General features: G+C 34.1%; 11 protein-coding genes, 1 rRNA gene and 1 riboswitch. Of the genes, 1 reads left to right on the top strand and 11 read right to left on the bottom strand.

The genetic code is table 11. From position 1 onward, the window contains the following. The 9 genes from BHF71_RS01525 to BHF71_RS01485 form a co-directional block, all read right to left on the bottom strand. A 16S ribosomal RNA gene (locus BHF71_RS01525) occupies positions 1 to 104 on the bottom strand; the annotation flags it as partial. Positions 105 to 575: 471 nt separating this feature from the next. Beyond that, the gene (locus BHF71_RS01520; protein WP_084024070.1) at positions 576 to 1,925 is read right to left on the bottom strand and encodes an NCS2 family permease; all 1,350 of its coding nucleotides are present in this window, start codon (positions 1,923 to 1,925) and stop codon (positions 576 to 578) included. A gap of 231 nt (positions 1,926 to 2,156) precedes the next feature. After that, a riboswitch (purine riboswitch) is annotated at positions 2,157 to 2,258 on the bottom strand. A 112-nt stretch (positions 2,259 to 2,370) separates the two neighbouring features. Next, positions 2,371 to 3,909: a glutamine-hydrolyzing GMP synthase gene (gene guaA / locus BHF71_RS01515; RefSeq protein ID WP_069655905.1), complete on the bottom strand. Its 1,539-nt coding sequence runs from the start codon at positions 3,907 to 3,909 to the stop codon at positions 2,371 to 2,373. Between the two features lie 236 nt (positions 3,910 to 4,145). Continuing rightward, complete coding sequence (gene groL / locus BHF71_RS01510; protein ID WP_069655904.1) at positions 4,146 to 5,774, bottom strand: chaperonin GroEL; 1,629 nt, start codon at positions 5,772 to 5,774, stop codon at positions 4,146 to 4,148. Positions 5,775 to 5,898: 124 nt separating this feature from the next. After that, positions 5,899 to 6,180, bottom strand: coding sequence for a co-chaperone GroES (groES, locus tag BHF71_RS01505; RefSeq protein ID WP_069655903.1), 282 nt, complete (start codon positions 6,178 to 6,180; stop codon positions 5,899 to 5,901). A 189-nt stretch (positions 6,181 to 6,369) separates the two neighbouring features. Then, entirely contained in the window at positions 6,370 to 7,014 is a 645-nt protein-coding gene (locus tag BHF71_RS01500) for a redox-sensing transcriptional repressor Rex (protein WP_069655902.1), read from the bottom strand. After that, positions 7,001 to 7,525 carry a molybdopterin-guanine dinucleotide biosynthesis protein B gene (gene mobB / locus BHF71_RS01495; protein WP_084024068.1) on the bottom strand — a complete coding sequence of 175 codons (525 nt, stop codon included), beginning with the start codon at positions 7,523 to 7,525 and terminating at the stop codon, positions 7,001 to 7,003. The genes BHF71_RS01500 and mobB overlap by 14 nt, the downstream gene beginning before the upstream one ends. Continuing rightward, entirely contained in the window at positions 7,519 to 8,514 is a 996-nt protein-coding gene (locus BHF71_RS01490) for a molybdopterin-binding protein (protein WP_069655901.1), read from the bottom strand. The genes mobB and BHF71_RS01490 overlap by 7 nt, the downstream gene beginning before the upstream one ends. A 147-nt stretch (positions 8,515 to 8,661) precedes the next feature. Then, positions 8,662 to 9,252: a 5-formyltetrahydrofolate cyclo-ligase gene (locus BHF71_RS01485; protein WP_069655900.1), complete on the bottom strand. Its 591-nt coding sequence runs from the start codon at positions 9,250 to 9,252 to the stop codon at positions 8,662 to 8,664. 179 nt (positions 9,253 to 9,431) lie between these two features. Between BHF71_RS01485 and BHF71_RS01480 the strand changes: the two genes are divergently transcribed. Beyond that, positions 9,432 to 11,348, top strand: coding sequence for an ABC-F family ATP-binding cassette domain-containing protein (locus BHF71_RS01480; protein ID WP_069655899.1), 1,917 nt, complete (start codon positions 9,432 to 9,434; stop codon positions 11,346 to 11,348). On the opposite strand, the gene BHF71_RS01475 is transcribed toward BHF71_RS01480, so the two are convergent. Further along, positions 11,345 to 13,519, bottom strand: coding sequence for a hypothetical protein (locus BHF71_RS01475; protein ID WP_069655898.1), 2,175 nt, complete (start codon positions 13,517 to 13,519; stop codon positions 11,345 to 11,347). The genes BHF71_RS01480 and BHF71_RS01475 overlap by 4 nt on opposite strands. A gap of 29 nt (positions 13,520 to 13,548) precedes the next feature. Next, positions 13,549 to 15,714, bottom strand: coding sequence for a PAS domain S-box protein (locus BHF71_RS01470; RefSeq protein ID WP_069655897.1), 2,166 nt, complete (start codon positions 15,712 to 15,714; stop codon positions 13,549 to 13,551). Between the last annotated feature and the right edge of the window lies 1 nt (position 15,715).

Below are 15,715 nucleotides of genomic sequence, written 5' to 3'. Positions count from 1 at the left end.
CCGCTAAGTTTATTAGGAGCAAGCTCCCATAAACTTCGCTCGACTTGCATGTATTAGGCACGCCGCCAGCGTTCGTCCTGAGCCAGGATCAAACTCTCCATAAAAAGTTTGAGTTAGCTCTCTTTGACTTTGGTCCCACAATTCCTTGTGGCACGCTTGGCTTGTTACACTGTTCAGTTTTCAAAGAGCAATTTCAGCGACATTTAACATTTTATCATATCTCACTGTGTTATGTCAACTACTTTTTTTGTTTTTTATTTTAAGTCGTTGCTAACACCTATTTATCATCGCTCACCGTAATTATTCTTTTTAGAAGCGACAACAAATATACTACTACAACTTATCATCTTATGTCAACAACTTTTTTTCAAAAATAGTAAAAGCATATTTAATCGACTTTAACAGTAGGTTAAATCAATTGTGATTACCTTTTATATTATGGGTTATATCGCTATTTAATATCCCTATATAAAAAAAGAAAAAAGATGCAACATTATATGTTGCACCATCCACATTAGTTAGGGGTCTATTTTTTCAATGACGTTATATACTTTATATATCAAATAGATAAAATATTATAGGAAGATAAATTTAATTACAAACAAGATACCCAATACATACATAATAGGATGAACTTCTTTTGATTTGCCTGCAAATATCTTAACTAGAGGATATGCGATAAAGCCAACACTGATACCCGTTGCTATACTAAATGTTAAAGGCATCATCAACATTGTTAGAAAAGCTGGTACTGCTTCATCTAAACCCTTCCAATCGATTTCCTTTAAACTTGATACCATTAAAATTCCTACGATAATTAACGCCGGAGATGTTATAGCTGCCACTCCAGCAACAGCCTTAACTATCGGATAAAAGAATACAGCAACCAAAAACATTATTGCAGTAAATACTGATGTTAGTCCTGTTCTTCCACCAGCAGCAACCCCAGCGGAAGATTCAATATATGAAGTAACCGTTGATGTTCCTAACGCCGCACCGGCCATTGTAGCGACAGAATCTGCAAAAAGCGCCTTTCCTGCTCTTGGAAGTTTATTATCTTTTAATAAATTAGCTTGGTTAGCAACTCCCACAAGGGTCCCAGCAGTATCAAATAAATCAACAAAAAGAAATGCAAAAATTATAGTAAATAGCCCGATATCAAGAGCACCCTTTAGATCAAGTTTCAAAAATGTCGGCTCTATACTTGGTGGCAATGAGAAAATCTGCTCCGGAGTTTGGACAACACCGAATATCCAACCGATAATCGCAGTGATAATCATTCCGTAAAATATTCCACCATTAACCTTTTTAATTAAAAAGAATAAAGTAACTATGATTCCGAAAATAGTTAATAAGACTCCTGGTGAACCAAGGTCATTTGTCAAAGCAACTGCTGTAGCTTCATCAGCGATGATGATACCGGCATTTTTTAATCCAATAAACGCAATAAATAGCCCAATCCCTGCTGAAACTGCATGTTTTAAACCTGCTGGAATTGAATTAATAATCGCTTCCCTCACCTTTGTCAGAGTCAACAAAAAGAAAATAGCTCCTGAAATAAAAACCGCACCAAGCGCCTTTTCCCAAGGTATTCCTAATCCTAACACCACATAAAATGTAAAATAAGCATTCAACCCCATCCCAGGTGCTAAAGCGATAGGATAATTAGCAAGTAACCCCATCAAAAGTGTCCCAATCGCAGCCGCTAAAGCAGTTGCAACAAAAACCGCTCCCATGTCCATTCCACCTAGTTCTCCAAGGAAAAACGGATTAACCACTAAAATATACGCCATTGTTAAAAAAGTCGTTAAACCTGCCAAAGCCTCAGTGCGAATATTAGTCTTATGGGTACTTAATCCAAAAAAGCGTTCTAGCAGACTTTCTTGCTCTAACTTCAATCTGCTAACTTCAATATTTTGCGACATCAAAACTTCCTCCCTAACAGATTTCTCGTTCTTTTTCATAATCGCCCGAGAATACAGCCAACGTCAGTGTAAAATGCGTAATTCTCTACGAATTCTATAAGAATTGTAAGAGAAAACAAAAACCTAGGTAGATAAATCTCTACCTAGGTACAAAGGGTAAAAAAGAACAGAATAAACAAACTTAGTGCGGAGTTCGTATTTCGTTTAATGAAACTTAGCATCCGTCCATTATCCTAAAACTTTCCCCTTCGTAGTCAAGCAATTTACGGTTGCCTGGTAGAGACATCTGAGCCATATTCTCAGACATATACGAAAGCAAAATTGTTTTAAATTAACTACAATGATAGTCTAACAGTAATCAACCTCGGTGTCAATAGAAAATACGAACATTAAATGAGTAATAATCATTTTTTGTTCGGTTGTGGTTCGTTGTCTTTTACTAAAGTCATTCCCATTCGATTGTTGCAGGAGGTTTAGAAGTGATATCCAAAGTAATCCGATTCACACCATCAACTTCATTAACAATACGATTAGATATTTTTTCTAAAACATCATACGGAATCCTTGCCCAATCTGCTGTCATACCATCAATCGAAGTAACAGCCCTAATGACAACTGTATGGGCGTAAGTCCTAGAATCACCCATTACGCCAACACTCTTGATATCCGGAAGCACAGTGAAGTATTGCCATATATCACGGTCTAAGCCAGCTTTTTTAATTTCATCTCTTAAAATATAATCTGATTCACGAACAATCATTAGTTTTTCTTCCGTTATCGCTCCAAGCACACGTATCGCAAGTCCGGGACCAGGGAATGGTTGACGCCAAACTATTTCATCTGCTAAACCTAATTTACTACCAACTTTTCTTACTTCATCTTTGAATAGCGTATTTAACGGTTCTATTAATTGAAACCTCATATCTTCAGGTAAACCACCAACATTATGATGGGACTTTATCGTTTCGGCAGTATCAGTACCACTCTCAATAATATCAGTGTATAACGTACCTTGCGCTAGAAAATCAAAGTCACCAAGTTTATTAGATTCTTCCTCGAATAACCGAATAAATTCATTACCAATGATCTTTCGCTTTCGCTCCGGATCACTTACGCCTTCTAGCTTAGATAGAAAACGTTCCTTCGCATTAATCGCAATTACATTCATTTTAAATTTATTTGCGAATGTTTCCATAACACTTTCTGCTTCACCTTTTCTTAGTAATCCATGATCAACAAACATACAAGTTAATTGATCACCAATTGCTTTATGAATTAATACGGCAACGACAGAAGAATCCACCCCGCCACTTAAAGCACACAAAACCTTTTTATCCCCTACAATTTCTTTGATTTCTTTGATTTTTTCTTCAATAAAGGTATCCATATTCCAGTTAGGTTTTACTTTACACACTTTAAATAAGAAGTTTTCAATCATATCCATCCCATATTCGGAGTGTTTCACTTCGGGATGAAATTGAACTGCAAAATATTTTCTAGCAAGATCACTCATTGCTGCTATTGGTGCATGATCTGTACTTGCATCGACTTGAAATCCAATAGGCGGCTCAATAACTAAATCAGAATGACTCATCCAAACTTGTTGAGTTTTTTCTAAACCATGGTATAAAGGCGAATCAGTCTTTATTTCGATAACCGCTTTTCCATACTCTCTGACATTTGCCCGTTCCACTTTACCATTTAATTGGTGGGTCATCAATTGCATTCCATAACAAATCCCTAAAATCGGAATTCCCAATTTATAAATACCTTCATCTGGAATTGGTGCATTTTCTACATACACACTAGCCGGACCACCAGAAAAAACTAACCCTCTAGGATTCAATTCCTTAACTTTGTCTAATGAAATATTATAAGGTACTAATTCACTATAAACACCTAAATCTCTGATCCTACGTGCTATTAGCTGGTTATACTGTCCTCCAAAATCTAACACCAAAATAATATCTTTTGGTTTTTCCATCTAATCTCCTCCGCTCGTTTAATATTTTCTGCCCTCAGCTTTCTTACGCAGTCAAACTGCCTTTTTATCTTTCCAGCATTCAAATGAATGTTTATTGTGACTATTCTAGCAAATTAGACTAAAATGAGTCAATGAAAGAATAATCTAAACCGAACAAATATGTTAACCCACCTCAAAAAAAAGAGGTTTCTCATTTAGCTAAATGAGAAACCTCCAACTTGGTCAATGACCACTTATTACATCATTCCGCCCATTCCGCCCATGCCATCCATTCCTGGCATAGCAGCTTTCTCTTCTTCAGGCTTATCTGCAATTACAGATTCAGTTGTTAAGAACATAGCAGCAACAGATGCAGCGTTTTGAAGCGCAGAGCGAGTTACTTTTGCTGGGTCAACAATACCGGCTTTGATCATATCTACCCACTCACCAGTTGCCGCGTTAAATCCGATTCCAATTTCTTCTTTCTTTAGACGCTCAACAATAACGGAACCTTCTAATCCTGCATTGTTAGCAATTTGACGAACTGGCTCTTCTAAAGCACGTTTAACAATATTAACACCAGTTTTTTCATCTCCAGAAGCTTCGATCTTTTCAACAGCAGCGATAACATTTACAAGTGCGGTACCACCACCAGAAACGATTCCTTCTTCAACTGCTGCACGAGTTGAGTTAAGAGCATCTTCAATGCGAAGCTTCTTCTCTTTTAACTCAGTCTCAGTAGCAGCCCCAACTTTAATTACTGCTACTCCACCTGCTAATTTAGCTAGGCGCTCTTGTAATTTCTCACGGTCAAATTCAGAGGTAGTAGCTTCTAACTCTTGACGAATTTGGTTTACTCGAGCACCAATTTCAGCCTTATCGCCATTACCATCGACAATGATTGTATTTTCTTTAGTTACGCGCACTTGACGAGCACGTCCTAATTGTTCAAGAGTTGTAGCTTTAAGATCCAATCCTAGATCTTCAGTAATCACTTCTCCACCAGTTAGAATAGCGATATCTTGTAACATTGCCTTACGGCGATCACCAAATCCAGGAGCTTTTACAGCCACAGCAGTAAATGTTCCACGAAGTTTGTTTACTACTAATGTAGCTAAAGCTTCTCCTTCTAAATCCTCAGCAATGATCAATATTGGACGACCTTGCTGAACAACTTTTTCTAACACTGGAAGAATGTCTTGAATGTTAGAAATCTTTTTATCAGTAATTAAAATATATGGATCCTCTAATAGAGCTTCCATCTTATCTGTATCGGTAATCATATATGGAGAGATATAGCCTCGGTCAAATTGCATACCTTCAACAACTTCTAGCTCGGTAATGAAGCCTTTAGATTCTTCTACAGTTATTACGCCATCACTACCTACCTTCTCCATAGCTTCAGCAATTAATTCACCGATCTCTTCATCTGCAGCTGAAATAGCCGCTACTTGAGCAATAGACCCTTTTCCCTCAATAGGTTTAGCAATCGCTTTAATCTCATCAACCGCTGCCTTAACAGCCTTTTCAATACCTTTACGAATCACCATTGGGTTAGCACCAGCAGTGATGTTCTTCAAACCTTCCCTAATCATCGCTTGTGCTAACACAGTAGCTGTTGTTGTACCGTCACCAGCTACATCATTTGTTTTGGTTGCTACTTCTTTTACTAATTGTGCACCCATATTTTCAAATGGATCCTCTAATTCAATCTCTTTTGCGATAGTTACACCATCATTTGTGATTAATGGTGAACCAAACTTTTTCTCCAAAACAACATTACGCCCTTTTGGACCTAAAGTAACCTTAACAGCGTCAGCTAAAGCATCTACACCTCTTAGCATTGCACGGCGAGCTTCTTCACCAAAAACGATCTGTTTTGCCACTGTCATCAACTCCCCATCAATAGTATTGGTTTAAGTAGCATTATGATATATTTAAACTCAATAATTAAGTAATAAGTAATTTAACCATAATAAGTATTATTCAAAAACTTTAATTTTACTGCTATTACTCCATAATCGCAAGAATATCACTTTCTCGCATGATTAGGTATTCTTTATCTTTGATCTTTAATTCAGTACCTGCATATTTTGAGAAGATGACTTTGTCTCCGACTTTAACGTCTAGTTCTTCACGTTCACCTTTCTCATTGCGGCGACTTCCAACTGCGATTACTACTCCTTCTTGTGGCTTTTCTTTTGCTGAGTCTGGTAAAACAATACCACTTGCAGTTGTTTCCTCTTTTTCGATTGGTTCAATAACAACGCGATCGCCAACAGGTTTAATCATATCAAATACCTCCTTAATAATATATTGTCAAGAATCATTATTAGCACTCGCTGTTATCGAGTGCTAACACAGTTATTATAATAATAAATTTCTATTTTTTTTTCAAGTAATTTTACCATAATTATTAAAATATTTTTCCAAACAACATTATTCCCTATAAAACATACTATATGCTTCTTGAGTAAAAAGTTATTCATTGTCGTCATTATAATTCTTTAGAAAATATACTAAAGTTTGTAACTCGGTAGTCAAATCTATATTATGTACCTGAACATGAGAAGGGACTGTCAGAACAGATGGAGTAAAGTTCAAAATACCTCTAACACCTGCTTTAATGGCCTCATCAGTAATTTTTTGTGCAACTTGGACAGGAACTGTCAGAATCGCCACTTCAACACGAAAGAGTTTTATCACTTCTTCTAAGCTATCCATTCCGTATACTGGTATGCCGTCCATTTCCTTATTTATTTTGTTAGGATCAGTATCAAAGGCTGCAACTATCTTGGTATTACGGCTTTTATAAAAATTGTAATGTAACAGGGCAGTTCCTAAGTTTCCCACACCAATTATAATTACGTTTGTAACTTCATCCTGTTTTAAAAAATCCCGCAAAAAATGAAGTAGATAACTTACGTTGTAGCCATATCCTTTTTTTCCTAATTCACCTAAATAGGAAAAGTCTCTCCTTATAGTGGCTGGGTCGATCAATAATTCTTTACTTAATTGGGCAGAAGACACCCTCTGCTTACCCATTAAATGAAGTTTTTCAAAATAGCGGTAATACAAAGGTAATCGTTTTGCGGTTACCTTTGGTATTTTATTATCTTGTCCCATGAATACTCTCCCCTAAAATCTTTAATTGAATAATTTCTGTTATACCTTCAACATCATTAATATTAAATATTGGTATTTCAATATCCTTAAGACTCAATGAAGTGGCCACAGCTATTACATTATCGAGTTTAGAAAGTAAATCTAAATCCTTTTCTCTTCTGACTAAAAGGATTTTTGGAGAAAACTCTTGTTTATATCCCTCAACAATGATAATATCAACGCCATTTATTTTAGAGAGGACTTCTTGAAATGATAAAGATTCAACCAATTTTTCTATCATCGCTAGTTTTTTTTGAGAGTTAATTAACACTACATCCGCTCCAGCTTGCGAAAAATTCCAAGTATCCTTTCCTTCATGATCTATTTCAAACTTATGGGCATCATGTTTAATTGCGGCAACTCGAAGTCCTTTTTCCTTAAATTTTTTTATAACTTTTGTTATTAAAGTTGTTTTTCCACTACCAGAAAATCCTACAAAGTTAACAACAGGGATCATCTTTGAGTTTAACAACCGTAATACCCCCCGTAACCTGATCGATTTATTTCTTCCTTAGTAATTGGATCATTGGCTAGAATTCGTGGCAAAACAACATCAAAGGAGGTATACGGATCATGCAATACACCGCCAGGCAACCCCAGAATAGGGGTATCGTTGTTATAGGCAATCATTAAATTCGAACCTGGCAATATAGGAGTCCCTTGAGTTACAACTTTTGTGGACATTTCTCTAATCGCGTAAGGTGTTCTATCGTCTGGGTCGACAGACATCCCACCGGTAAGCATTATTATATCTACCTGCTGTTTTAAGAAATATTCTATTTCACGCTTAATTAACTCTACATCATCAGGTACAAAACGCTGTTCAACAACATCTGAACCGAAATAATTTAATTTTTTCTTTACTATCGGCCCAAACCTATCTTTAATTCTACCTTTGTAAACCTCACTACCAGTGGTGACCAAACCAACTTTGGATTTTTTAAACTCTTTGACTTCTATCGCTATTTTCCCCTCAAGTAAAGCTTCAGCTCGGTTTACTTTTTCTTCTTCGATTATTAACGGCAAAGCTCTAGTACCAGCAAGTTTTCCCCCGGGTTGAACCACCTTATTATTAAACACTGTTGCTAACGCAAGGTCAGGAATCGAATTAATTTGGTTAATTAATGTCTCATTTACCTTAACTAATCCAAATATCTTTGAAGTTAAAGTAATTTTTCCTTCATGAGGTTCATCCAAGAGAACATTTTTACCAGCTATCGCCTTTGCTAAGCGATAAGCAGCATCATTTTCATGTAAATAGCCTTCTTTTATATTTAAAACATAAATATGCTCTTTTCCGATTTTTAATAACTCAGGGATATCTTCCTTCTGGATAACGTGCCCTTTTTTAAAAATTCTTCCTTTAAACTCACCAGGTATGATTTTTGTCAAATCATGTGCAAGTGTATATCCCACAGCATCTTCAACTTTAATCTCTTTTAGCATAGAATTATCCACTATTTTCTCTCCTTGTCTACTTTATATGATATCTATCTCTACAAGTTAATCTTTTAAAAGTATCCAACTATTATTGTACTATATTTTCTAACATGCTCAATAATGAACATTTAAGTTTACAAAATAGTCAGAATTATTTATTGTGAATTATCACCCAATTTTAATATTTCTTTTTTCTGTAATTAGTTCCTTCACTGGATAATCATGATTATCTATTGGTAACTGTTCAAGAATTTGAAAATCGTAGGCAATGCCTATTTTATTTTGAATCATCTTATTATGATTAAAAAAACGATCATAATATCCCCCGCCATAACCTAAACGGTAACCTTTTTTATCAAAAGCAACTCCAGGCACTAAAACTAAGTCAATTTCTGCACCATTAAAAGGTTTTTTGTTGAGAGTTATTGGTTCGTATACATTGAAATGCCCCAACTCTAAATCTTCCCATGAACTGATTAAATAGGGTTCTATTTTCTTGATTTTTGGCTCTGTTTTTGGTACCAATATTTGCTTGCCTATAGCCCATGCCTTTTCAATCACTAAACGAATATCCACTTCATTTCTAAAAGGGATATATGCCATGATAGTTTTAGCATTTACAAATGATGGATGGGAGAGGATTTTTTCTGATATTATCATTGAGTATTGCTCTACATCTTTAGACGATAAAAGATTTCTCTTTTCCAAGTATTCCTTCCTCATTTTTGCCTTTATATAAGTAAGATTATCCTTCTCCATGTTATTAATTCCTCCCATCTATTGTCTTGATTATATAATAAAAAATAAGCTACACTTAATTGAACAATCTTTTAAAATTATACCATTATCATCAAACTGTAATCTTATTTTTTAAATACCTAAGTGTATTATTTTTTATATTTTATCTTTATATGAATTTAGATTAAGAGGTGATTTTATTGATCATTTTACAAACACAGGGGGTAACAAAATCCTTTGGTATAGATGTAATTTTAACCGATATTGATATGGTAATCCAATCCACGGATCGAATTGGATTAGTTGGTGTTAATGGCGCTGGAAAATCTACTCTCCTGAAAATAATTGCGGCCAAAATATTGCCCGATAGTGGTGAAATAAATATTGCAAAAGATACAAAAATTGGCTACCTTGCACAAGATAGTGGTTTAGAAACTGAACGCTCCATCTGGGAGGAAATGAGATCAGTCTTTATCCATCTTATTGAACAAGAAAAATATATTAGAAGTTTGGAAGATCAGATGGCCACCCTATCCTATCAAGAGAATAATAAAGAATATGAAAAACTCATGAATGAGTACTCAAAAGTAACCGAGCAATTTAAAGATAACGGCGGCTATTCTTATGAAGCAAAAATTAGAAGTATCCTTCATGGATTGGGGTTTGGCGACTTTGATCTTCATAATCAACCTATTTATACACTAAGCGGTGGACAAAAAACAAGGTTAGCAATGGCTAAATTATTACTGGAAGAACCAAATTTACTGATACTAGATGAGCCTACTAACTATCTAGATGTTGAATCCTTGAGATGGTTAGAAGGATATTTAAAATCTTATTCTGGCGCTATTTTATTAGTTTCACACGACCGATATTTCTTAGATACTCTTGTAAATGTGATTTACGAAATTGAAAAAACAAAAGCCACCAGATATGTCGGTAATTATAGCCAATATATAAAACAAAAAGCTGCGAACATCGAAATAATGCTCAAAAAATACGATAAACAGCAAATTGAAATAAAAAAACTAGAGGATTTCATCCAGAAAAATATCGCTAGAGCATCAACAACACGTAGGGCACAAAGCAGAAGAAAAATGCTTGAAAAAATGGAGCTAATAGACCGTCCAACATCAAACAGAACAGTCTCCTTTGCCTTTGAAACAGATTTCCAGAGTGGTAATATTGTTCTTACAGTTAAAGACCTAGCAATGGGATTTGATGATAAATCTCTGTTTCAAAATGTATCATTTATGGTAAAAAAACAAGAACGTATCGCATTAATAGGTCCCAATGGAATCGGTAAGTCAACACTATTTAAGCTTATCCGTAAAAAATTCCAACCAAAACATGGAACTATCGAGTTTGGTTCAAAAGTAAAAGTTGGATATTATGATCAAGAACAAGAAGATCTCCATTTAGAAAAAAGGATAATTGACGAGGTGTGGGATGACTATCCTGAATTAACAGAAAAGGAAATCCGAACAATCTTAGGAAACTTTCTTTTCATCGGAGATGATGTATTTAAAAAGATTAAAGATTTAAGTGGTGGAGAGAAGGCCAGAGTTAGTTTAGCGAAATTGATGCTAAAAAGGGCTAATTTTTTATTATTAGACGAACCGACAAACCATTTAGATATCTATAGTCGTGAAGTTTTAGAAAACGCACTAATAGATTATCCTGGAACGATTCTATTCATTTCTCACGACAGATATTTCTTAAACAGGATTGCAACGAGAATCATCGAACTAAATGCCACAGGAATAATCAATTATTTAGGTAATTATGATTACTATTTGGAGAAAAAAGCAGAGCAAGAGGAAGCCAGTGATAATTCCCTCTCATTAGAAGACAAGAAAAGGAAAGAACAGTTAAATAAAGAAAGGGAAAGAAAGAAAAGTCAACGACAACTTAGACGAAAAATTGAGTCATTAGAACAAGAAATTGACAAAATAGAGAAGAATGTTGCTGAAATTGAGTCAGAGTTACTTCAACCTGAAGTATATTTAGATCACCAGTTATCATATAGTAAAAATGAAGAATTGAATCAATTAAAAAGTCGTTTAGAACTTCTTCTCGTGGAATGGGAAGAAACTCAAATTAAGCTTGAGGACTAAACCTCAAGCTCTTTTTGTTTGGTTAATGCCAAATAAAGTAATGGAACAACTGAATATATTATCATCGTGGAAGCAGCAACTATGCCTGAATCGTTAACCAACAAAGAAACAAACGCACCATTAACTATCCCATAAGATACATTAAAAATGTCAGGATAAGATTTTTTTATTTCTTTCAAAATTTTCTTCGGTTTAATGAATAATATACTGATAATGATAATTGAGGTAAACATCACTTTACTCCAAGCAGAAATTTGAATTAATCTCCAATTCATAGCCAATTTTCTACTGATTATCAAATATATAGTCGCAACATCACCTTCAAATAAGCGGCTTAACGCTCTTCCTATGTGAGATTGACTATCCAACGGAACGAGAATATTAAACAGGACTATTAACGTAAGCACCAATAAAAAAGCTAAAGTTGAAAAAAATGTTCCCCTCTTACTCCATCTGTAACCAATCAATTTCAACAAAGTTAGTCCGGTTGCAAAAATAGCAGCGATAGCACCACCAAAATTTGTTCCCAACGTAGGAAACAACAAAATAAATATAATACCTCCATAGATTAAGATGGTTATCAAAAACGTAAATCGATTCTTTTTAATACTAAGTAGTGCACTAGTAAAAAGTAAAGTAGAGCCAATATATACCCCCATATATTCATTACCTATTCCATAATATCTGGCTCCAATAATTGGATCATAACCTAAAAATGACCTTTTTATTAATGGTGTGCCATAAATTACATCCATCGTAATCATCACAAATGTAAGGCCGCCGATAATAAGAAAGGCCTTAGTTACTTTAAAATTAATTGTCATAAATCCCAAAACTAAACTAATCATGAATACGACACTTAAATAGAGATATGCATCCTTAGGGGTCCAAAAAGCTGTTATTAATAATAGCATTGGCAAATACAAGATGCTTAAAAGTACACTTTTAAACCATTCAGATTTGTATCCCCCATTTTTAAGCCATATTAGTATCGCGATTATTAGAATAAATATTTGCCACATGACATAACCATATAAAACCGATGGGCGTAATCGATAAATCGTAAAAATATGCTCTAGTTCATTTTTAAAATTTATTGTTGAATTTAATGCTAAGATTTCCCTGCCAACCATGACAGGTGGTTTATCAATACCAAAGAACTTTAAAATTGTGGGCGCAATATCTATATTAGCAACAATCCCTTCTCTTTTAGTTGTACTGGATGTTAATAATCCTTTAGACTTTCCCATATCATAAATCCAAATCGGTGCTAAAAGTTGCTTTTCAATAGTAGCTTGTCTACTAACCATCGGAGAAAGAACAATTAAGTTCTCATTTTCTTCCATTTGAAGGATGATATCATTGATAAATTCCCCAATCTCACCCAAAATTCTTTTTTTTAAGAAAGCTTCATAATTGGGGGCCATTTGATTTTTAAATTGATCCAGTCTATACAAATCACCCAATTCAAATACAACTAAGGAAATCTCTTTACTTCTGGCCTCTTTCCATTTTTTTAATAAATAAGAATAATTTGTTTTAACCCCATACGGTCTTTCAGGAGCATTTATAGTAGTCTTTATTCCTACATCACCATAACTAATTCCTTCTTTATCCATAATAATTAGTGGAGCTAATCTTTGTTTATTAAAGGTATCAAGGTTTCCATATACTCTAGATTGATAACCACCCTGTTTAAGAGTTTCACCCAATTCAGCAACACTGAAAACGTACTTTTGTTTGGCTTTTTTTATCCGCTCAATTGATAAGAATACTATCGTATTTTCATCCGTAATACTTTTACCTGTCAGTTGTAAAAATTTTTCCTTTGCCAGTAATCGCTCGTCAGAGTTAACTACTTCATTTAATAACAATGAGTCTCCCATATTCTTAACTCCGTTACCTCGTCCCCCTCCTCCAATTGAAAGATAACTATTGCTATCATTTTTACTGCCCCCAGAATTAACATTCAATGCCCCGACAGCACCTTCTTGATTGAGAGTTCTAAATCCAACCATGTCAGAATAGATAGAGCTGTCTGTAAATGATAACCGGTCGATTAAGATTAAAATTAGCCGTTTGTTTTCCTTTGCTTCTACACAAGAAAAAGACGATCCTAATATTAAGACCGTCATTGAAAACACTATGAACCAACGAATTTTTTGGCTCATATACAACATCCTTCCAAAATAATCTTGTGTTATTGTCCCCCATTCTTAACGTTATTATCCCCAGAAATTGAAAAATATAGCGTAACAGTCGTCCCTTTACCAAGTATACTATGAATTTGAATATCCCCATCATGATTTTTCATTATTTGATAAGAAACAGGCAATCCTAAACCTGTACCATCCTCTTTGGTCGTATAAAATGGTTCATATATTCTTTGGAGTCTATCTGGTGGTATGCCCTCTCCCTGATCTACAAAGATAACTTCTACCATACGTTTTTTTTCATTAAGTCGTGAAAAAATATGCAGTTCTCCACCATCCTTCATCGCTTGTAATGCATTACGTATTATATTAATAAATACCTGTTTAATCTGCCTTTCATCAACTTCAATAAAGGGAAGATCTCTCTTTAAATCAGTAAAAATTTCCACATTCTTTAATACAGCATCAGATTTCATAAAAGATACTATATCATTAATTGTTTGATTAATAGAAACAACTGTCTTAGATGGTTTTGAAGGCTTAGCTAGCAGTAACATCTCCTTAATAATTTCGTTAATATTGTTTATCTCTTTTAAAATCAGAGAAATATATCTCTTTTTCTCTTTATCTTCAATTTGGGTTTCTAGTAACTGAATAAAGCCTTTTATAGAAGTAAGAGGATTCCTTATCTCATGTGCTGTACCAGCTGCCAGTTCACCTACTACTGCCAATTTATCTGCACGTTGTATCTGATATGTTAATTCTTCCAAATGAGTGATATCTTTATATATTCCCATTGCACCAATTTGGTTGCCCTCTTCGTCTCTTAAAATTTTTGTAGTGATCATTAGATGTATTTTTTTTCCATCTTGGGTAAATATCTCTTTTTTATAATTGTATTCTTTCCCAGTATTTAAAGTATACGTTAGCTTGGTAAACATTGTTTTTCTTTTAATAAAAATATCATCATATTTTTTCCCTAAAACTTCTTCAGTTTTAAATCCTGTCATTAATTCTGCTCCACGATTAAAACCATTAATCACACCATTGTTATCAACCCTTATCACACCATCAGATATATGATCTAACATAATTTTTGAATGCATTTCGACTTTTGCTAATCTTTTTTGTTCGGAAATATCAATAAATGAGCTTACTATCCCAATGAAATTATTAGAAGAATCATATAAAGGTTTAGTGGAAGTCATTACAGGTATTTCTCTTCCATCTTTAGTTGGGCAATAGCTTTCAAACCCTAAAAAAGATTGCCCCGATCTTAATGTTTCCCAGAACACATTCTCCGAACTATTTAGGATATTACCTTTAACTGTAAATTGATCTATCTCTTCTTGGCTAAATCCAGTAATTTCAGTTACTGTCTTATTTATAGAATTCACCTTTCCGTCCTTGTTATAAAAAATAACTCCTAAAGGCAGACTATCGAGCAATATTTTTAACAGTTTTTTCTCACTATACAGGTGTTCCTGCAAATCATTAACAGATTGTGCTAATTTATCAAGTGGTTCAGCCTGAGCAGGCAAAGGAGCACCTGTTTCTTTTAAGTTATCAACATCTTCTTTGAATTGATATATTCTTTTTTGGATATTTCCCTCTATCAACTTTGTTCCTATAATCGCAAGAATAAGAGATAAAATTAAGGGAGAAAGTAATTTTGTGATAGAAACGTTTCTAATATTGTATGTATAGATGATTCCCCTAAGATACCCCTCATCAACTATTGGCAAAAAATATATTAATTTATCATTAATCTTTATAAAGGTTTTTGTTGTCAATGTTTTTTCTAATAATTTATCCATGTCCACCTGAGAAATATCGTTGTATACTTCTTCAGAACCTAAATGAAATACAATTTCATCACGTTCTAGACTATATATTCCTATTACATCTTGATTAATAAAATTATCAATTGAATTCTCAATTAATAAATGATCTATACCTTTAAGCTCATTAATTTTAACCTGTTTTTCTATAGCCTTTCTATTTTGTAACAATATAAGAGGTGGAGAATTTAGTTGACGAGATATAAAAGCTTGGTCTTTTATAAAGTTATCGGCCAAATGCATTTCTTGTTGTCTTTTTAACGATAATAAGGTCGTATATTGAACAATATAAAAGATAGCAATTATTAATATCATAGGTATCAAAATCAATATCATCATTTGAATTCTATGATTGTTCAAACCTTCTTTCACA

This window comes from Vulcanibacillus modesticaldus, from assembly GCF_001730235.1.
GTDB classification, from domain to species: domain Bacteria; phylum Bacillota; class Bacilli; order Tepidibacillales; family Tepidibacillaceae; genus Vulcanibacillus; species Vulcanibacillus modesticaldus.
Note: the sequence above shows the minus strand (reverse complement) of the source record. Positions and strands in the feature narration are given on the sequence as shown.

What these genes read in the sequence shown, in the direction of transcription:
- BHF71_RS01485 (WP_069655900.1), bottom strand. Translation starts at nt 9,252, where the DNA reads ATGGAGAAGGATAATCTTACTTATATAAAGGCAAAAATGAGGAAGGAA.
- BHF71_RS01475 (WP_069655898.1), bottom strand. Translation starts at nt 13,519, where the DNA reads ATGAGCCAAAAAATTCGTTGGTTCATAGTGTTTTCAATGACGGTCTTA.
- BHF71_RS01520 (WP_084024070.1), bottom strand. Translation starts at nt 1,925, where the DNA reads ATGTCGCAAAATATTGAAGTTAGCAGATTGAAGTTAGAGCAAGAAAGT.
- guaA (WP_069655905.1), bottom strand. Translation starts at nt 3,909, where the DNA reads ATGGAAAAACCAAAAGATATTATTTTGGTGTTAGATTTTGGAGGACAG.
- BHF71_RS01500 (WP_069655902.1), bottom strand. Translation starts at nt 7,014, where the DNA reads ATGGGACAAGATAATAAAATACCAAAGGTAACCGCAAAACGATTACCT.
- groES (WP_069655903.1), bottom strand. Translation starts at nt 6,180, where the DNA reads ATGATTAAACCTGTTGGCGATCGCGTTGTTATTGAACCAATCGAAAAA.